The organism is Sphingobacterium detergens, from assembly GCF_003610355.1.
GTDB lineage: Bacteria > Bacteroidota > Bacteroidia > Sphingobacteriales > Sphingobacteriaceae > Sphingobacterium > Sphingobacterium detergens.
Genome location: NZ_RAPY01000006.1, coordinates 98,260 through 118,445, shown reverse-complemented (window position 1 = coordinate 118,445; position 20,186 = coordinate 98,260). Strand labels below are relative to the sequence as shown.

The following is a 20,186-nucleotide window of genomic DNA, read 5'->3' as shown; positions in this document are numbered from 1 at the left end:
AAATAATTTATGCAGATGAAAAAAAGAAAAACCAGTTTAAAAACAATCCTTCTTATCGCTTCGGGACTTTTTGCGCTCAGCTTTATTGACCAAAAGGCAAAATTTATCGACGCTAGCTTCAACGCTGCGGAGAAACAATATCAATTTTTGGCCAAGGAAGCTGACAAAGACCATAAGTTCCCACGTACATTGACTCCTTCCGGACAATTGCGCGGAACCGATGAATGGGATTGGACAGGAGGTTTTTTCCCTGGCTCACTATGGTATATCTACAACCACACACACAATAAAGAAACGGAGAAAGAAGCGATAAAATGGACCGAAGCGCTCGAAAAAGCGAAGGACCTGGATCAACATCACGATATTGGTTTTGTTATGTACTGTTCCTATGGAACAGCAATAAAATACCTCAAGGATCAGAAAAAAATTGCCGATTATAAAGCCATCCTTGTCCATTCGGCCAATACCGCATTAAAGCGCTTTAACCCGCAGGTTGGTGTCATCAAGTCATGGAATGAGAAAAAGTCATGGGATGGCAAAACACTTTGGAAATATCCGGTCATCATTGACAATATGATGAACCTTGAAATGCTTTGTTACGTTTCCGATCTGACAGGTGATCCTAAATATAAGGATGTTGCTATCAGTCACGCAACGCAAACCATGAAAAACCATTTCCGCACAGACTATAGTACTTACCATGTTGTAGACTATGATGCCAGCGGTAAAGCAATCCATCAACAGACAAACCAGGGCTATGCCGATAATTCAACCTGGGCACGTGGACAGGCTTGGGCTATCTATGGATTTACCATGATGTATCGGGAGACAAAAAAACCAGAGTTTCTCAAAACAGCACAGGCAGCAGCTAAATTTTACATGACCCACAAAAATCTTCCAAAAGATAAAATCCCTTACTGGGATTTCAATGCTGGACAACAGGGATATAAATCAGATGCTGATTTTTCAACGTTAAAACTCAATTACATCCCTCGTGATGCCTCCGCAGCAGCAATTGTCGCTTCGGCACTCGTTGAACTATCGACCTTAACTTCAGGAGCAGAAAGCAAATCCTATTTAGCTTTTGCTAAAGAAAGTCTACAGACACTTTCAGGAGCAGGTTATTTTGCCAAATATGCAAGCAACGGTGGTTTCTTGCTCAAACATAGTGTTGGCAGTCTGCCACATCACTCTGAAATTGATGTCCCTTTGACCTATGCAGATTATTATTATCTCGAAGGTTTAACACGCTTGGAACAACTCAAAAAATAATAAAAACAGGCTGTATCAAAAGCTAAATTCTGGCAAACAACGCCAACTAATCTTTAGAAACCTCAGTCGAACGAATGAATAAGGTCCAAGTTCCTTACAGATCCTGGACCTTATTTTTTAATATTCAAGGCAATTCGAAAGAATTAAAACCTTATTTATTATCGGTCGGGATTGTTGCTGATACAGTACTACCCGCGTACTCAGCCTGTGGAAGCTTTATCTCGACAGTTTGATTTACTTGTGCACGTTTATTGATGAGATGAATACGTACGGCTTTTTCCTGTTGCAGTGGATCTGCTACATCCAGCTTGAAGGCTTTATCTCCCTTTGTGATTTGCAGAATGACCGGCTTATCCACCTGAATAGACCAAGCCCCAATTTGATAGGTGCCTGACTGATGAAACACCGCCTGAATAGTGAGCAGCCCCTGATGTTCTACAGCTTGAATCGCAGGCGTATTGTACCAGATTTTTAGCTGCTGCATAGCCCGCTTATCGATCTGATCCACACCAGGTACCACGATATAAGCATAACCTCCATTTACAGGTTTCGCTGCGTGCTCTAACCATAGCTTAAAGACCTTACCATGGACAGCATCTTTTGATCGGGAACGATTGATGCGGTACCAAGAGCCCGATTGTTCTTTTGCCGTCAGAGCGACTTTCATCGCTTCCGGAAAATAATAGCCGACCTGATTGTGCATCACATATTCACCTTGTTTTACATTTCGAACCAGTGAATCGGTTGAAATCTTCTCTTTTCCATTCCATACGACAGGGCCATTCAACCAAGTCTGATTCAATGTTGTGACGACCGGTTCAGTAGCACTACTGCTAATTCCACTGCCCAGGCAAACAATCTCCTTATCAAAAAAGAACCATGCTTTTTGCGCAGCCAGGCCATCGTATTGAACAGACATGGCCGATGCGCCGATTGTACCATTGCTGACCCCACCAGAGAAACTATTGGCAGCCAGTACACCCCACTGTTCTTTGAGTTCCTGATCACCCTGATAATCTCGGGTTGTTGTCCCTGGAATTTTGTCCCACTCCCATACCGGCATGATATTATAATATTCCGGACCAAATACCTGAATATTGGTTACACCATCTGTCATATTTTTACCAAGCATATTTTCACCGTTTCCTGATTCCGACTTGTTGGTTCGCTTGCTTGCCAGACGCAGGTTGAAATGAAATTGTTTTCTGAGGTGTGTTGTATAATCTCCTTTCCAATAATGTCGATGCAGAGATTGATCTTCCGCATTAAAAGCCTGTACACTATCTAATTTTGCCAATCCTTTCTTCCAGATCTCATTTTTAGCCGGATCGATCAACTGCATTTGCTGCAGTATGGCGACTTCCTGATCCTTGCGCAATATATCTGGTCGCGATATCCCACGTCCATGCACATTAAAATCAATATAACGTGAGCGTATGATCGGCAAGTAGGTTTCCAAAAGAAATTTTTCAAAGAGATCCAATTTCTCTTTATTAACGGCATAAGGCGTCTCGCGGACATAGGCCATTACCTTAGAAATTCCCTTTAAAAACTCTTCGCCATAACCCGCAATATACAATTGTGGCCCGTGCTGTAAGTAGGAGAAATCATATTGCAAACCCTCTTTCCCATCCACCAACTGGATGGGAAAAAGCAGCTGTTCCATAGCGGCAGCCAGTAGAGCGGTATCTTCCAAGATCAGTGCACGATAGAAATAATGCATAGCAATATCACTTTTGTTCGCGCCCGTTTTCTTATAGGGGTCCCCTCTTTCCATCAACTTGACGAGTGCTGTTTCCACTGCAGCCGGGATTTTCTCCTGACCAAATTTCATCAGGATCAGGCAGACACCTATTGCTTTGGGAGAAGCGATTTCATTGTGCCACCAGTTGGCTGATTCAAATCGGTTATTTGCCCAGTACTGAGCTGCCCGTACAATCTTGTCATACAGCAACTTTTGCTGATAAGATTTACTCTTGGGCGATACATAAGCTACGATCAAAGCTTTCAAGCGATCCAAGTGTTCTCCTGGAGGCCAGAGTGAAATTGATTTACTCGTGTAATCTATATCAGACCAAGTACCAGCTTCAGTCAGCTGATTACTCCAGATTATGGTTTTATCACCGTGCGTGGCCGAACTTTGCAATTCGTCCTCGTACACATGTTTTTTGATGCGATCAAATGTATGTTTGTCCTGTGCCCTTGTCATGACCAGTCCAAATGATAATAAAAATATAAGTATAGCTTTCATTCTTTTCCAATTAAATCCGATTAAGGGTATTTCTTTTCTGCTGCCCGTCCAATGACATCCATTCGATGTTTCATTATTTGGTTCTGATCATTATCCAAGACTCCACTCAACCATTTGGGAGCAGCCATCTTTTTTTCCCACTCAGCCAATTGACCCAACATTTCCTTCACGTTATCGGGATATTTTTCAGCGAGATTATGTTGTTCTTTCAGATCGTTTTTCAAGTTAAATAACAATATCGGATCATCCTTGACAACAATCAGTTTCCATTCGGCATGACGGACCGCTTTAGCGACTCCCCGTCGCCAAAATAAATATTCATGCCCATTCTTCGCCGCCTTATAGGATGATAACAGGCTTAGCCCATCGATCGCTTGTCCGGGGATGTTTTTCCCTTGTATGGCATCTATACTTGTTGGCAAGATATCCATACCCGATACCATGGCATTGACTACTTTTCCTTTCGGGAGCTTTGCTGGCCATTGCATAATCATCGGCACCCGTATCCCGCCTTCCCATTTCGACCCTTTCAGACCGCGCAGCTGGCCATTATCGGCACCATTATTTGTGGCCGCACCATTATCATTCATAAAGATAATCAGCGTATTATCATAAAGTCCATCGCTTTTCAGTTGTTCTATCAAACGGCCGATATTACTGTCCATATTCTCCAGCATTGCCAGATAAGCGCGGCGCAAAGGATCTGCAACATGATTATATTTACTATTCTGCGTCAGCGGAGCCTCCACAGGAGTATGTATAGCATTAAAAGCCAGATACATAAAAAAAGGCTGTTGGCGATAACGATGAACATAGGAGATTGCCTTATCGGTCAATGTCTCTGTCAGATAGCGAATGGAATCTTCGGGAAAAATGCGCCCATCATCGACCAACATTTGTGTTGGTTTTACCTTTCCGGGGATTGGAAAATAAGAGCGATCTCCGCCGATAAAACCAAAGAAATGATCAAAGCCACGCTTAAGCGGATGAAATTGGGGACCGTCCCCCTGATGCCACTTGCCGATGCCAACGGTTTTATAGCCGTTGTATTTCATAAAATCAGCTATGGTTGCCACCGAGGTATCCATCCCAATATCTTCCAGTGCCGTTCCATTGGTCGGCCGTTTGGAAATATTGTGTTCGAAGCCAAAGCGTTGTTGGTACCGACCCGTCAGCAGACCGGCACGTGAGGGTGCACAAACCGATGCAGATGCATAAGCACACTGAAAACGAATACCCTGTTTAGCCAGCTCGTCGATATGCGGTGTATACACCTCTTTACCACCATAGCAACCAAAATCATCGTAACCGCCATCATCGCTCAAAATCACAATGACATTGGGCCGCTGCTGTGCAAAAACAGAAATTTCAACTAGAGAAAGTACACTCAGCAAAGTAAGTATACGATAGAACGTTATCCGGTAGATCATCGCATTAGATTTATCCCTAAATGTAAACCTAAATGTATTGGATTTTTTGTAAAAAAACCGAAAACGATTTCGTTAAGTCAATTTTTTTTAGTCCTTTAGCGGGGAAAATCCAATCCGAAGCAGATGGAAATAAACGAGAGAAATCAACTAGCAGCTATTGCTAAAATTTTGGTCAGGAATGATTATGATAAGGCATTAGATGAACCCCTGATGCGGCTCCTCCAAAGTGGGCAAAATACTGTTCGATCCGACCTTTTTAGCTTTGCAGAAAAATGGTCAAAAGCGACGTCTCCAGGAGCATTAGCCGAACTCTGGGAAGAGTTCAAAATCCTCCTAGCCCTTCACCCTGATCTTGGCTTTGTTGTTATTGAAGGCGCACGTATTGCGGATATCCCGAGCTTTTATGCTGAAATCAATCGAGTCTATATGGCTGATGAGAGTTGGCAAATTGGGAGTCTGGATGGTTTTGATGATCTACTTTATGGTGGCTTTGGAAAAGTACAGGATGCAAAAAAACAGACGATCATTTGGAAAGACATCGCCCATAGTAGAGCGGCGTTAGGAGTAACAACCACCCTCGCCTACTATCAGGAAAAACTTGCCGCCAATTCACCATTCAATCATGCCTATTTCCAACAAAAGTTAGCCGATTTACAGGCTGGAAAAGGACAGACTTATTTCGATATCGTAGCGGAAATAATACAATCGCATCCAAAGATTGACTGGATTTACGAAAGGATTTAAAGATTTCAAAATGGTATCTTTATCGAACCTAAACAGAATACCATGAAACATATAGTAAAGATATTTTTTTTGTTGACGATGCTATTTCAGCATGTTGCTTATGCGAATAGTCCACTTAAAGTCGCTGTTGCGGGACTCAATCACGACCATGTATACCTCTTATTAAATTTATACAAAGAGAAGAAGGTTGAGATCATTGGAATAGCAGAAGGCAATAGTATCCTCGCGGACAGGATTCAGACACAATACAACCTTCCGAAATCCGCTTTTTACCCAGATCTCCCTTCGTTATTGAAAAGAGTAAAACCCGATGTTGTTCTCGCTTACAACCCCACCAATGAGCATATCAATGTAGCGGAAATCTGTCTACCGCTCAAAATACCTGTCATGGTAGAGAAGCCGATGGCAACCACATTGGCCGATGCCAAACGCATAGCAACTTTATCCAGGGAAAACAAAACGGCTTTTTTGGTCAATTATGAAACGACCTGGTACAAGAGCAACCAGCAGCTCAAGCAATTGATTGATCAAAATGCAGTGGGCCGTGTGACGCGGATGATTGTAAAAGATGGACATGAAGGGCCCAAAGAGATCGGCTGCAGCAGCTATTTTCTCGATTGGCTAACAGATCCACAGAAAAATGGCGGTGGTGCATTAATGGATTTCGGCTGTTATGGGGCCAATCTCATGACCTGGCTCAAGAATGGTGAACGGCCTATTTCTGTCAGCGCAATTACACATCGACTGAAGCCAGAAACCTATCCAAAGGTTGAGGATGACGCGACGATTATCTTAAATTACCGCGATGGCAGCACAGGTATTATCCAGGCATCTTGGGCTTGGCCTTACAGTGTGAAAGACCTACAGGTATTTGGAACGAAGGCTCAACTCTATGCACAAAACGATAAAACATTGTTAAAATACGTCCAGCATAACGATAAGCCAACAGTCATTCCAACAGATCAACCTTATTTTGAAAATCACATCCAATATTTAGCGCATGTTTTAAGCGGAAATCAGCTGATGGAGGGTGATCTAGGCTCCATTAGCAACAATGTGACTGTCGTTGAGATTTTGGAGGCAGCCAAGCGTTCCGCAAAGGAAGGAAAGACGATTGTATTAAATTGATATTTCACAGAAAAAGGTAGGTGGATAACCATTTCCACCTACCTTTTTCAATATATACCAACATTATTGACAAGGACATGTCGGATTTGTTTCATATTGTTCAATCGGAGTTCTGAGGCAAACCGTTAGGGATCCAGCGGTTCGTCCGGATCGATTGTGAATGCTTCATCTTTCGCCTGAAATTCGATGATAACATCCGAAATTCGTTTTCCAAGGCTATAGGGTACATAACCCAATTCGCGAATACAACGGTCGGCCATTTTTTCTACCGCATCGATATGTGCCTTACTGCTGTTGACAATGGCAAATTTATCTTTGGGAAATCCATAGTTCAATAGTATACGGGCAGTATTACGCAGATTTGTTGTTGTATGGCGGGCATGCGGATCGATCAAGATCGCCTGTTCAGGGACTCCCATGACATTGATCAAGTACTTTTTCATCTCGATTGCCTCGATATACGTCGTTTTATAAGGGTGTACCTTTCCACCGGAAAGTACAATAAAAGGGGCCAATTTTTCAAAATAACTACGGGCAGCCATACGTGCTCGCAACATACCGCCGGGACTGATCGGTTGTCCATAGATTTCAGGGCCCGCACCGAGGGTCAACAACAGGCTGTAAGGGTAGGCTGAAAAATTCGTTTTTTTCACTTGTTCAAACGCCTTTTTATTTTCCAGTGCTATTAGTGGCTCCAATTGTGCAGCGTCCCAACGCTCATTGATCTCAAGCAGTCTTACCGCTGTCATCATTGTCATAAAAAGCGCCTCCTTGCCAGTCGGAATATCTATTAGCACATCCTGACGTACATCATCTAAAAGCTGAAAATAAGCCTTACGATTCACATCAAAAGAAATTGAATCAATCTTGGGATAGTTGGGCCTCTTGCCGCCACCATAGACATTAACAACATAGTTCATTGCGCCAAAGTCCTGTAACAGTGCTTTCTTAAGATACACTTTTGCGGTCTCATCCCTTGGTATACCATAAGTCTTTGATGGCATCAACGTTGATTCAACCAGTTCTGCCAATTTCCTGTTGCCCTTGATCTGACTTGAAATTTGTTCAGCCATGAGTTCGATCTCAGAATCTTTCCATTTAAAAGCTTCCAGAAAACAGCCGAGATTCGCGCAATGATCACTACCCTTGAACCGGTCAAATCGCTGTTTCAACAATGTTGAAACAGTTTGGGATGCACAAAGCTGCTGTGTTAAGGCAGGATCCTTTAGCAACAGATAAGTCGCGTAATAATTCTTGCGAATTACCCAATCCTGCGGACCGGCAGGATTGGGTTGGGGTTGGCCTTTGGAAATGTACATTACGCATATTCCCAAAGTCAACAAAATGATCTTTTTAATGATACCGCTCATATCCGATTCTATTAATAGCCAGGATTTTGATACATACGCTGTGGATCCAATTTATATTCATCAAAAGGAATTGGATAGTACCGATCCTTTGTAGTTATATTGGAGATTTTAGCATTCCCATAATCCGCCTGGTTTTTAGTTTTAAAGTACGTCACCAATTCCTGTGGATTATAGTTCCGGATTAAGTCAAACCAACGTTGATTTTCGAAAGCCAGTTCCACTCGACGCTCGTGCAAGATCGCTAACTTTAATGTTGGGTATTTTGTACGATAGTCATTGTTTAACATTGAGACTGCATAAGAAGGCAAGCCTGCACGTTCGCGCACCTGATCCAATAGCGCAATTGCTTCCGCGTCTTTACCTAAACGATATTTCGCCTCGGCCAGTAATAACATGACATCTGCGTAACGGATCAAGATCCAGTCGTTTCCACCCCAGCCATTGGTACCCGCAGCGTCACTATTATCCCTAAATTTGGTTACAAACCAATCGTTAACTTGCGTATTGGTGGCAAACTTTACGGAGAAACCTTTTCGGATATCGTCTTGCTCGTAATCTTTAATCAAATCTAGTTTTGCTACTTCACCAGCACCTGTCGAATTGTAACGTGAGTTGATAGTTTCTCCTCGCGCCTGGTAATTACGGGCGATACTCGAGCTATAGTTTTGGTCTCCCTGTTTGTACTGAATCTGAAAAACGAGTTCTTTACAGCTATTTTTCTTAGTCACATCGAAAACATCCGCATAGGGGATTTCGTTTAGCTTGCCAAAAGTTCGCATTTGGTAAGCCGCATTGAGGTACTGTTCTGCCTTCGCAAAATTTTCTGCACTCCCCGACGTCTGCGTTGCACCCAACGTTAAGTATACTTGCCCCAAAATCGCATTAATGGCCGATTTAGACGCTCTACCAATGACGTAATCTTTCTGTGTATTGGGAAGATTGCTGGACAATGCCTCCGTCAAATCCTTAATGATCTGTTCGTACACAACCGACTCTTTTTGCCGAAAAGCCAATTCATTTGCTTGCTCTTTACTTGTCACCTGTACCGTAGACAATGGAATATCTCCAAATTTGCGTACCATATGGAAATATAGCAATGCACGAACGAATTTCGCTTCCGCAATATAACGGCCTTTTAATTCTGCACTTGTAAAGGTCACATTATCGACATGTGAAAGAACCACATTACAACGGCTGATGGCAGCATACATGGCAGACCAATGTGTCTTGAGATAAGTATTACTCGGCAGCAACGAGAAGTCATTGAACTGGAATGGTTCCCCGGCATTGGATTGGTTATCATTACGTCCTGAGTTGTCCGAACGTTCTTCATTGTATAAAGTGCTCGATTCGCCGAGTGTACTTCCCGAGCGAAGGGACTGATAGAGCCCGTTGACAGCCAAGAGCACATCGTTTTCTGATTTGAAATAATCATCGATCGTGACGGCATTGGGATTTTTCTGATTTAAAAAGTCTTTGGTACATGAAGACAATGCCAACAAAACAAAGGGTAATATATATCTTTTTTTCATCCTGTTATTTTTTATTTTTTCCTGCCTACCTCCTTTTAAAGCGAGGTTTGCAAGGCTATTATTTATAAACACGAAGCTACTGATAGGGGTTTTTTCCTAATATGCCTATATGCACAATAGCTCCTTGGTCAAACCATTAGAACGTTACTTTCACACCAAGGTTATACGATCTCACCAATGGATAGAGCCCATAATCCACACCTGGTGTCAGGTTGCCGCGTTGATTATAATCCGGTTCCGGATTGTAGCCTTTGTATTTAGAAATCGTAAATGGATTGTCCACTGTAGCATAGACCCTTACCCCAGAAAGTGTTAACTTTTCTGCAATGCTTTTGGAAAGATTATACCCCAGAGCAATATTTGTCATACGCAAGAATGAACCGTCCTGCAGATAAAAATCGGAGAGACGCGTACTGTTACTTTGCGTACCGCCACGCGATGCACGGTACACTTTTCCATTTCCTGGATTTTGAGCCGAACGATAGCGTTGTGCGACATCCGCATATTGATTGCCGGAGCCCTCCATATTGTAGAGGTAATAATCATAGCCATCCAGCACTTTATTCCCTTGGGAGCCATTAAATGATGCGCGTAGATCGAATGCCTTATAGCGTGCGTTGACTGCAAAGCCATAGGTAAAATTAGGATGCGGATTGCCGATCACCCGTTTATCGGCATCATTGACTACACCATTGCCATCTACATCTTCAAAATAAAGGTCTCCGGGTTGTAGCGGAGTTGTTGAAGCCGCTGAAGGTGCGACAGCTTTATAGTTTTCCTCAGTTGCAACACCGAGAACTTTAAAACCATAGAACATACCAATCGGACTTCCTTCTTGTGTAATATGCGTTAGGTATGAGCGTTCAGCGCCATTCGTTAAGATTGTAGAAGCACCTCCTAGATCAAGCACCTTATTTCTGTTGACATTAATGTTTCCGCTGAATCCCAATTCAAATTCATTTTTTCGAATCAGTGTTGCATCAATCTGTACATCAAAACCTTTATTCTGCACCTTTGAATTTGGCAGATTGGTCAAGATCGCTGTTGATCCAGATACAGCGGAGAGTGGCTGGTTGAATAATAAATTAAAGGAACGGCTCAGGTAGAAGTTGGTCATAATGTTGAGTCGGCCTTTTAATAAACCGAGGTCCAGACCGGCGTTGTATTGCGAAGTTGTTTCCCAGCTCAATTTTGGATCGAGTAGATCACCTGCGGTATAAGAAGTCTCCACTTTATCGCCAAGAATAACTCCGGCCGACGAGTTGATAATGGATATCGCGCGATAATCACCAATATTATTATTTCCACTACGTCCCCAGCTCGCTCTTAGTTTGACTGTCGATTGTTGTCCTAACCAATCCGTATAAAACTCCTCTTTGGAGACCGTCCATCCAGCTGAAACCGATGGGAAAGTTCCCCATTTGTTATTTGGCCCGAAGCGCGATGAACCATCTGTACGAATGGATGCCGAAAGGAAATATTTCGAATCAAAACTGTAGTTTACGCGGCTAAAATAAGACTGGAGCGTTGTCGTACGTTTGAAAGTATCGTCTTTTAACAATTGGAAATTAGAAGGATCGGCTCCCTTATCGGTAATTTCGCCAATCGCATTGTTATTAAAGCCGTTGGCCCGCACACCTTGATAATCGTAATCTGTTCGTTGAGCCGAATAACCCAATAATGCAGATACCTGATGTTTCTCACCGAAAGTCTTGTTATAGTTTAATGTTGTTTCTAGCAATTTATCCAGTTCATTTTTTGTCTTGGCATCTGCGTAGGCTGCAGAAATTGCCTGCGGTGAAAACGGTTTGTTGTTTCCATCGGATATACTTGTCGGACGGAAATAATCATACTTCTCGTCATAAGTAGACAATCCACCGTTTACTTTCAGATTTAGGCCATCAATAATGGAAAAATCAGCAAAGACATTATATATCCCCCTCTTTCCACGGCGGTTGTTTTTAATCTCAGTAACATAGGCCAGTGGGTTTTCTGGATTCTGGATACCAAAGTTATTTGCCGACAGATCAGCCATCAGGTATTTGGCATAGGTTCCATCTTCGTTATAAACAGGGAGGGTCGGCAAATAAATTAATGCGGCCATTGATGGGCTTCTGTCGTAACGCCCTGTCGTCACCTCGTTGTTGTCATTATATGTAAAGGAAACATTTGCGCCGACGGTCAATCTTTTGCTTACCTTGCTATCAATATTGGCGCGGAAATTAAAGACTTTTTGATCCGTCCCAAGCATGATCCCTTGCTGATTCTGATACGAGCCACTCAGGAAGTAGCGATTTTTTTCGTTACCGCCATAGGTAGAGAGATTATGACGTTGGAAAGGTGCATTACGGTATAAGGCATCCTGCCAATCCGTATCATATTTCGCTTTTTTTGCGGTGCCGGAGGCAAAGTCATAATAGTCTTCAGGAATACTCACCGAGCCTGCATTTCCGACATTGGCGATACGCGTTTTATTATCATCAAAGCGCCGACTATCACTCCAAGCGATCCCTTTCGCGGCCAGAAGGTCTTTATAGGAATTATTACGGCCATCAATCAGGAGATCAATAAACTGTTCTGAATTTAAGACGTCTATTTTCTTGGAAAGCTGACCAAAGCCTCCCAATACTTCATAATCCACATTACTTTTACCTTCCTTGCCACGTTTGGTTGTAATCAATACGACCCCGCCAGCACCACGGGATCCATAGATCGCAGCAGAAGCAGCGTCCTTTAAAACATCGAAAGATTCTATATCATTAGGATTGATATTTAAATTGTTTCCAGATGGGTAACCATCGATTACGTACAAGGGATCCGAACCTGCGTTGATCGATCCCATACCTCGGACACGCATTTTGGTTCCATCGTACGGAGCCCCGCTTGTTTGCATCACTTGCACACCTGCTACTTTACCAACTAAAGCCTGAGATAGTTTCGGCGCACTGAGATTTAGTTCTTCGGCTTTTACACTGGCGATTGCACCGGTAACATCGGACTTCCGTATTTTCTGATAGCCGATGGAAACCGTCACTTCCTCAAGCGTATTTTCATTGGGCTGTAAGACAAAGATCTGTCCATTGGATTGCGCTATAGGCTGGACAAGATTGTTAAATCCAACATAGGAGATACTGAGTCTATCACCGACCTCCGCATCGATATGGAAATTTCCTTTTTCATCGGATTGAACGGACTTTTTACTTTTTAAATTTTGAATTGTTGCTCCTGAAACTGCATTGCCCTGCGCATCGACCACACGGCCGCTAACGGGATGCTGTACCTGTAAGAAATGCGGTTTGGTTAGCGATAGAGGTTTAGCTTGAACAGCCGATGAGCTCGCTGCAATGGCACATAACAACCAAAAGACATTGTTGGCTTTAATTTTCATAAGTAGTGCATTTGATTTATGGGTACAAGGTTACAAATGCAATATGAAGGTAGTATCAATAAAAGGTTAATAGTTTTTAACTAAACCGCGTTAGCATATAAAATAGTCTTAACAAAAGGCTAACAATAACGACAGAAATTAGCGCTTATTTTTTCCAAAAAGAGGGCGAAGAGACAGGTGTAAAACAAGGTATATAGCTAGTGCGATAAGGAAATTACCGATCAGTTTAAGTGGTTCAAAATTTTCGAAACTGGCGTATTCATCACGTTCAAGATTATAGCCTGTACCCTCTGAATAGAACTCCCAGGGAAATCCAATCACCAATTTACCATCCACGGGTAGATCATTTTGATAAGAAATGGCCGTCAAAAAAGCAAAAATAAAAATGGTACCAGCCAATCCTTTGAAAATGGCTGGTACCATTGATGTTCTATTTGTAGGAATCATTTTATTCATTGGGATAAATATAATGATTGTTTTTTTACTCAACGCCAGCCATTTAATAAATACTGTTTGCGACTAGCTTGCTGAAAAGCCGTTAAGAAAAATGAAAAGCTATTTTCTATATTTCTGACAACGAGTTTGTTTTGTTGAATAAGGCTATACAAGACATTTTTAAGATGTCGAGGAAAAATCTGTAAATGAACAAGACCGGTAGGTGCGACTTTACGAAACATTTGCAACGCCGTAGCACCGTTTTCAAAGTAATTACTGTCCAATAATACGTCCAGTTTTTGCCGAACATGGAGCATAGCATCCGATTCAAGTTGAAGATCTTTCTCGGCCTTCCATTCCTCAAATTGCAATTCTGGTGCAGGAGGAAGTTCCTCTCCCTTCTCAAACTGCCAGGGTAGTTCAATAGTATAGTTCCATTTCACCTCATCTTCTTCAATTTTAAGACGCACCAGACGCTCCTCGGAAACCTCATATTTTTCCCGGTGGAATTCCATCGCCTCGATCCGAGAACTCGTATATATCCGATCCAATAAAATAGATTCTTGCGTTAAAAACTTTTGGACTTGAAACATCCGCTCAAAATCGAGATAGGCATGATCGGGCTTGCCTAGTAAGAACGAAAGCTCCTCGGGGCGCCACTCTTTTTCTATCCGTCGCTTGAGATAGGTATACCAAAGTTGGAAATCACGTGAATACATCATTCCAGCGTGAGAAGTTTTTATTGTAGATTCGGTATTCATACGTTAAGTTTATAATTGGTTACTCGAATAATTTAAGTAGTTCTTCTTTACTAATGGATTTCATCAGATTGGCTTCGTCCAAGATTATACCCTCAGCCATTCTTTTTTTACTGGCCTGAAGTCCTAGGATTCGCTCTTCGACAGAGTCTCGGCAAACAATCTTATAGGCCATAGTCTACCCTACTTAAGTGAGAACCTAGCATTTCATAGCAAGCTTCAATTTATTTTAATCCCCGATTTCGCTTCCAAATATTTCAAACTCTGCTGGCAGAGATCCAAGAAAATATTGCCGATATCACTTGCTTTCGCACTAAAAACGCTCATGTCCAACTGGGTCAATTCAGGAGGTAACTCATAGATCCGTGATTTGGTCTGCCGCATTAGTTCTGCATTTAATATCCCATCAATATCGTTTTTAGCGATAAAAAATTCTTTCAACCTATTATCGCAGATACAAGTCCAATCAATCAGTTCTTCCAAATTCGCATTAAGTGGCGCATGGCCGATACGCAGATAGAGATAAGTATATACCCCAATCGATAGCAACTGATTAAGCAATGAAACTGCCAATAATCTGCTTGAAATACGCTCATCTGTAAAAAGCTCTACCGTATCCTGCATAAGCTTTGAATTACGCTCACAACAATTTACGGTTTTCAATAAGGTATCGGACCAAGCTATTGGCCTTACAAAGTAACATGGTTTATACTGCGGATCACGGAAGAGAACGATGGAGTCAGTCCAAATCGTATTCGAAAAGCGACTTCCTTTGTTCAATTTTGTTTCGATAAAATTGCTGCTTAAAAAAGAAATAACTGCCGTAACCCGTCCAAAAGAAACTTTACGAAAATGCACTGGTCCAATCCGTTTTTTAATGACAACTAAATAGAGAGTCGCATTGCCTATTTCTTTGGGTGGAAAGTCGAACAATCCGCCCCCATTGGCGTTACTCACATAGTAGTTGAGCAACATAATCTGTTCGGGTTGATTGTCCTGGCAGATCTGTTTGAGCAGCTGCTGTATATCGGACTGATACCGATCCGGCCAAGGGAAAGATTGGAGAATAGGATTATTTGAAACAGCCGGCTGTGCTGTGGTTACAATCTTCTTGTCAGCGGGCGAAGCAGCATTCTTTTTCATTATTTCCGGAACCTTCGTAACGGTGGTAACCGTCGGTTCGGTCTCTGCTTGCGGAATATCGATCTGTGTGGCCGTGATCTGCTCATATTCAGAGCGAAGAGCCCCTATAAAATAGTGAAATAATTGATCGATCGCATCCAACATTAACCGACTATGATCATATAGGCTAGAGGCTTCAAAAGCCGAAATTTCCAATTCCTTATTTTGCTTTACTGCATCAAAGGCTCCATCTAACAATTTAAAGCGCTCTCTTGCCAGTTCATTATCGCCTATAAAATGCGTATCCAGTGTCTCAAAATGCTCGCTTAGATTTCTAATTCTATTATTTAACCGGTGTACATTATTCGCTCTCCCTTCGACCATAACCTGTAACAACCGTAAGTGATTTTCTAGTCCCTGATGTAGCATAAATACCGCTTTAAGGTAGTTTCCTGCAGCAGCAAAAGCTTCCGCTCCCTTTAGGAAATCGGCTGATAAAGGCAGTATTTTCTTATAATATTCCTCAGCGAGTTCCAATGCACTTCGCAATTCTTTATGTCCCTGCAGCTTATTATTTTTGCCATCAGCAAGAAAAATGATGTGCTTAGGCAACGAAGCATAGGCATAATATATGCTACCGATCTTTATCTTACTCTTCAAATCCCCAATTAGAACGATCTCATAGGTAATATTCTCCTGATCCATCAGACATAACTCCACAATAGGCTTCAGGGCCTTGGTGGAAAGCCCGCTCACTGGCTTAAGCGCTAAAAGTAAGTGGTGGTGTTCCTGATTTAAGAACTGATATTTGAAGAAATAAATACGATCGAGATCCATACGCAGGGATAAACGTTCAATAATCAACTGACTATTAATTTCCATAATAAATGATTGAATGGTTAAAAAATCCCGCAAAAGATAGTCTTCAGTACAACAAATCGTTAAAGACTATTATTGCAAATAATAAACAGTTTTTTTGTAAAAAACACAGAAAGACAACCAAGATGACTAAATAGATAATCAACAGGTAAAATGCATATACGTTTGCACCTTGGTTTATTAAGAAAAGGCCGGCAATGAAAACAATTGTATCGAAGTTTCAGCTTGACTGCGAAAAAATACCTACCTGCTTGCCGACTAAGATACAGGTAAGGCATTTGTGTTATTTACACAAAAACACCATTACGATACAATAGTATAGTTTATATATACAAACGTAATAATTAATAATATAAAAAACAAATATTATTAAGAATAATAGTCTTTCAGTTATACAAAAAGATAACCATCCTTTATTACAGGTAATCATAGTAGACCAGTAGGCCAACTACAGCACGGAAATAACACTGGCTAGCTATCCAAAATCTATATTGTACAAATACTATAGCAATACTTAATCTATACTTTATCAATACTTAAACAATACTGTAAGGGTGCCTAATCCGACCTTAACAGCGCCCATATTCCTTCCCCTTGGACAGGCAACTGTTTTCTAAATTATTACTAAATTTAAGTCCCAATTGCGCCGAACAAATCTGATAAATAGGATCAGTCCTTCCCGCTCCACAATTGGATGTAAACGAATCATAAATAGCCATAAGCGAATCGTAAATTCCCTCCGCACACATGGTTGATGTATTGTATTTTTAAAATACAGTGGATTATGCAGTTCATTATATTCAGGAATAGCAAAACTTCATCAGGGCACAAATCATAGAAATGAAAGCATGAAACATATTTTTAAAATGGGAATTATCGGCACATGTATAGGTTTGTTCTTTTCCTGCAAAGAGCAGCTCAGTCCTTTGTCTGAAGACTACTATAAAAAAAGTGGGGCGATCTATTTTATCCCCGGAGGCAATGGTTTTGAACGTGGTTCAAGAAAAATGGACGCAGATGTAAATAGTTTTTCTGTGATCAGAGGTGTCTATGGACGTGATAAAGACAATATCTATGTTATGGGCTGTCCACAACAATTTGTAGACACAAAAACTTTTCGATTGAAAGGAAATATTCCCGTCGATCAGTCTCATGTATTCGTTTTCGATGGTTCGACGACTTCAACTACACGAAAATGTAGCGAGCAACAACTCATCGCCATTACGGGTGCTGATCCCGAAACGTATATTACCTTGTATGATACGATCGCATCCCTAGCGAAAGATAAATCACATTATTTCTACAATGCCCAACCATTACTGGTTGACTATGCTTCATTTAAAATTTTGAATGAAAATTTTGTAAAAGACAAAAATAGACTCTATGTGGTCACACAGAAAAGTATCAATCCGCTCAATTACACAACGGACAAGATTGATGTGCTCAATGACGAATACATCATTTTGGATGGCAAAAAATTACTTTATTACCAACCCTATCAGGGTATGGGTGTGCTCGAAACGACTTTGCCTTCAACCAATAACATCAAATTACTTGACAGAAAAACGGTAATCATTGATCAACTGGTGCTGATCGAAGGAAAGAAATTTGAATTCATGGATGTCGATGCCGCCAGTTTTAAACTATTGGAAGGCATTGGTGGAAACTCTTTTTGGTCCGGTGACAAGAATCACATCTATTATAACCAACAGCTATTTGCGGAAGCGGATCCAAAAACTTTTGAAGTCCTTAGACGCGCTGTCGCCAAAGATGCCAGACATATTTTCGTCGGCAATAAAATCTTTGAAGGGCCCGATGTAAAAAGTTTTAGAAATGTAGATAAAGCAAAAACAAATCATGATTTTGAAGATGATCTGGGCCACAAGTACTGGTACCGGCCCAACGAGGGAGGCGCAGAACTTATTCCGGTAGACAAGAAATAATGATATCGCTTGAATCTATTATTTTAAAATCGGTCGTTTAACTAAGTATAAGTTCATAATGTACGGATCTTCCAAGCCCAATTTGTTCAAATATACCCTGCTCTTGCAGGTATTGCAGGCACCTTGTTGCAGTAGCTTTTGAGGTCTCCGCAATGGACATATACTTTTTTGCGGTCATGCATTTGAGCTGCTCCTAAACTCTAATCGGCTCATCGAAAAAAATAATGCAGGAACAAACGGGCTTAATATGGCTATCCAGCAACCAATCAAGTCGCTTCATAATCACTGAATTCGGCTATTTTTCCAAAGGCAATTTTCGTCTACTTTAGCCTCAGGATCCCTGTATTTAACATGAATCCTGTCATAAAGCGTTGCATTGGCATAATGAGCATATACGTAACTTTTCGTTGCTCTTTTAACAGCGAACGCTTTCAATTAAAAAGAAAAAAGATGATCAAATCAATATTATTAGGTTTAATAACCATTCTTTGTATGACAGCCTGTGCACAAGAGTCTACCATAAATTCATCGTTAAAATCTATCCATTGGATTCCGATGCAGACCCAGGACAAACAATTCGTCTATGTGGACAGCTTGCTCCGGAAGCAGCTGACACAAAAATTCTATGGAGCCGAACCTTTTACCCACACTGGGTACGCTATCGTCTCAAACGAGAAAAACCAGCAGGCTTTAATTAATTCAAAGGGAGATTTTATCGAAAATTATTCTGATACTGATCTTGGGTTACAACCACTAGGTTCAGTGACACTACTGATGAAACGTCTGGAGCATGAGAAAAAACTGCCCTTCTGGAATTGGGACTGGAATATCATGGGTGGTGGCGTAAAGAAAACAGCGACCTATGTTAAGGTAGAAATCCGTGTGCTTGAAACCGACCAGATCCTCTTGGACAAAGATGTTCCCTACGACGAAAACGAATACAGTTCGGCTGCATACGATCTGGATGATAAACATTTCGTCCTAAATGGGAATCTTTATGAACTAAAAAACCAGCATCTAAAAAAGCTTAGTACAAAAATTGATATGCTTTTGGAAAATGGCCGATACATTCCTCCTGCTGAAAATCGTTTTGAGATCTACGATATTCAACATAAGCGGCCTATTTTTTCCAATTTGGTTGGTGTCGATAAAATAGACTTGCTTTGGAACGGCCAGCCCTTACAGTTGGATTCCATCAATCAGGATCGCTACAAACCAACAGTGCCCAAATTGTTAAAAGACAACAGTACAGGGGCCATCTATGTTTTCCCGCAATATGAGAAAGCTTTGCCAAAACAGATCAAACAGGCTACTGCAGCACAACTGGCTTTCCTGAAAGAAGTTTCTCTCGTGTATTCTGTCAACAATTCACCTTACTTTATTTTGGGAAGATTTAATTATGACCACGAGGTATGGGCTTATGATTGGCTGTATCTTGACAAGGATGGCAATTTATTGGATAAAATCAACGTTAAGGATTTCTTTATTTTGGATCAGGTAGGTTATCTGGTCTGGCCGGATAAGCATATGTTGTTTACAAAGAACACCCTTGAAAAAGATTGGAAAACGGGAAAAATAAAATACGTCTATCAAACCGAAGCATTATACCTCATCAACGTCAAAAAAGGTGAGCAGGATCCCACCATGGGCCTCTGGAATGCCGAAACCAAAACATGGGATCTACCGCCAAGTTTTCGGTATATTGATATCTTGAATGGCCAACAACAGATCTTTGCCTTACAGACGCAAAAAGATGGCCCTTTTACGTTGTACAATAATAAAACGAAACAGCAGATCGGGACCAAAAGCTATGACACGATCAACCCAAATGGTCTGGTACGGGTAAAAGGCGAGGAAAATAAAGATAATTACTATTACATAGACATCTATACCGGAAAAGAGTACAAGGAGTAATCTCAGGTGGAGGAGCAGAA

Annotated in this window: 15 protein-coding genes; 5 read left to right on the top strand and 10 right to left on the bottom strand. The window is 41.4% G+C overall.

The window, feature by feature from the left end; all coding sequences use genetic code 11:
• Nucleotides 1–15 precede the first annotated feature (15 nt).
• Nucleotides 16–1,272: a glycoside hydrolase family 88 protein gene (locus DFQ12_RS23260; protein WP_120261451.1), complete on the top strand. Its 1,257-nt coding sequence runs from the start codon at nucleotides 16–18 to the stop codon at nucleotides 1,270–1,272.
• Between the two features lie 151 nt (nucleotides 1,273–1,423).
• On the opposite strand, the gene DFQ12_RS23255 is transcribed toward DFQ12_RS23260, so the two are convergent.
• Nucleotides 1,424–3,523, bottom strand: coding sequence for a polysaccharide lyase 8 family protein (locus DFQ12_RS23255; protein ID WP_120261450.1), 2,100 nt, complete (start codon nucleotides 3,521–3,523; stop codon nucleotides 1,424–1,426).
• Nucleotides 3,524–3,543: 20 nt separating this feature from the next.
• A complete protein-coding gene (locus tag DFQ12_RS23250; RefSeq protein ID WP_120261449.1) occupies nucleotides 3,544–4,953 on the bottom strand; it encodes a sulfatase-like hydrolase/transferase in 1,410 nt (469 codons plus the stop codon).
• 123 nt (nucleotides 4,954–5,076) lie between these two features.
• On the opposite strand from DFQ12_RS23250, the gene DFQ12_RS23245 reads away from it, so the two are divergent.
• Entirely contained in the window at nucleotides 5,077–5,697 is a 621-nt protein-coding gene (locus DFQ12_RS23245; RefSeq protein WP_244211831.1) for a barstar family protein, read from the top strand.
• A gap of 42 nt (nucleotides 5,698–5,739) precedes the next feature.
• Entirely contained in the window at nucleotides 5,740–6,825 is a 1,086-nt protein-coding gene (locus DFQ12_RS23240) for a Gfo/Idh/MocA family protein (RefSeq protein WP_120261448.1), read from the top strand.
• A 125-nt stretch (nucleotides 6,826–6,950) separates the two neighbouring features.
• Here the strand turns inward: DFQ12_RS23240 and DFQ12_RS23235 are convergent, their stop codons facing one another.
• The 7 genes from DFQ12_RS23235 to DFQ12_RS23210 form a co-directional block, all read right to left on the bottom strand.
• Nucleotides 6,951–8,195 carry a YdcF family protein gene (locus tag DFQ12_RS23235; protein ID WP_120261447.1) on the bottom strand — a complete coding sequence of 415 codons (1,245 nt, stop codon included), beginning with the start codon at nucleotides 8,193–8,195 and terminating at the stop codon, nucleotides 6,951–6,953.
• Nucleotides 8,196–8,206: 11 nt separating this feature from the next.
• Nucleotides 8,207–9,727 carry a RagB/SusD family nutrient uptake outer membrane protein gene (locus DFQ12_RS23230; RefSeq protein ID WP_120261446.1) on the bottom strand — a complete coding sequence of 507 codons (1,521 nt, stop codon included), beginning with the start codon at nucleotides 9,725–9,727 and terminating at the stop codon, nucleotides 8,207–8,209.
• 136 nt (nucleotides 9,728–9,863) lie between these two features.
• Nucleotides 9,864–13,115, bottom strand: a complete 3,252-nt coding sequence (locus tag DFQ12_RS23225; RefSeq protein ID WP_120261445.1) for a SusC/RagA family TonB-linked outer membrane protein — start codon at nucleotides 13,113–13,115, stop codon at nucleotides 9,864–9,866.
• Nucleotides 13,116–13,253: 138 nt separating this feature from the next.
• Nucleotides 13,254–13,571 (bottom strand): hypothetical protein, encoded by a 318-nt coding sequence (locus DFQ12_RS23220; RefSeq protein WP_120261444.1) that lies wholly within the window; start codon nucleotides 13,569–13,571, stop codon nucleotides 13,254–13,256.
• Nucleotides 13,572–13,600: 29 nt separating this feature from the next.
• A complete protein-coding gene (locus DFQ12_RS23215) occupies nucleotides 13,601–14,311 on the bottom strand; it encodes a hypothetical protein (protein ID WP_120261443.1) in 711 nt (236 codons plus the stop codon).
• A gap of 19 nt (nucleotides 14,312–14,330) precedes the next feature.
• Nucleotides 14,331–14,483: a hypothetical protein gene (locus tag DFQ12_RS28225; RefSeq protein ID WP_167457341.1), complete on the bottom strand. Its 153-nt coding sequence runs from the start codon at nucleotides 14,481–14,483 to the stop codon at nucleotides 14,331–14,333.
• Between the two features lie 44 nt (nucleotides 14,484–14,527).
• Complete coding sequence (locus DFQ12_RS23210; protein ID WP_120261442.1) at nucleotides 14,528–16,312, bottom strand: hypothetical protein; 1,785 nt, start codon at nucleotides 16,310–16,312, stop codon at nucleotides 14,528–14,530.
• A gap of 845 nt (nucleotides 16,313–17,157) precedes the next feature.
• Here DFQ12_RS23210 and DFQ12_RS23205 point away from each other — a divergent pair.
• Nucleotides 17,158–18,252, top strand: a complete 1,095-nt coding sequence (locus DFQ12_RS23205; protein ID WP_120261441.1) for a DKNYY domain-containing protein — start codon at nucleotides 17,158–17,160, stop codon at nucleotides 18,250–18,252.
• 37 nt (nucleotides 18,253–18,289) lie between these two features.
• Here DFQ12_RS23205 and DFQ12_RS28690 read toward each other — a convergent pair whose 3' ends face one another.
• Nucleotides 18,290–18,412 (bottom strand): hypothetical protein, encoded by a 123-nt coding sequence (locus tag DFQ12_RS28690; protein WP_425275604.1) that lies wholly within the window; start codon nucleotides 18,410–18,412, stop codon nucleotides 18,290–18,292.
• A gap of 290 nt (nucleotides 18,413–18,702) precedes the next feature.
• Here DFQ12_RS28690 and DFQ12_RS23200 point away from each other — a divergent pair, with 290 nt between their 5' ends.
• Nucleotides 18,703–20,166 (top strand): hypothetical protein, encoded by a 1,464-nt coding sequence (locus tag DFQ12_RS23200; RefSeq protein ID WP_147420467.1) that lies wholly within the window; start codon nucleotides 18,703–18,705, stop codon nucleotides 20,164–20,166.
• Nucleotides 20,167–20,186: the final 20 nt, after the last annotated feature.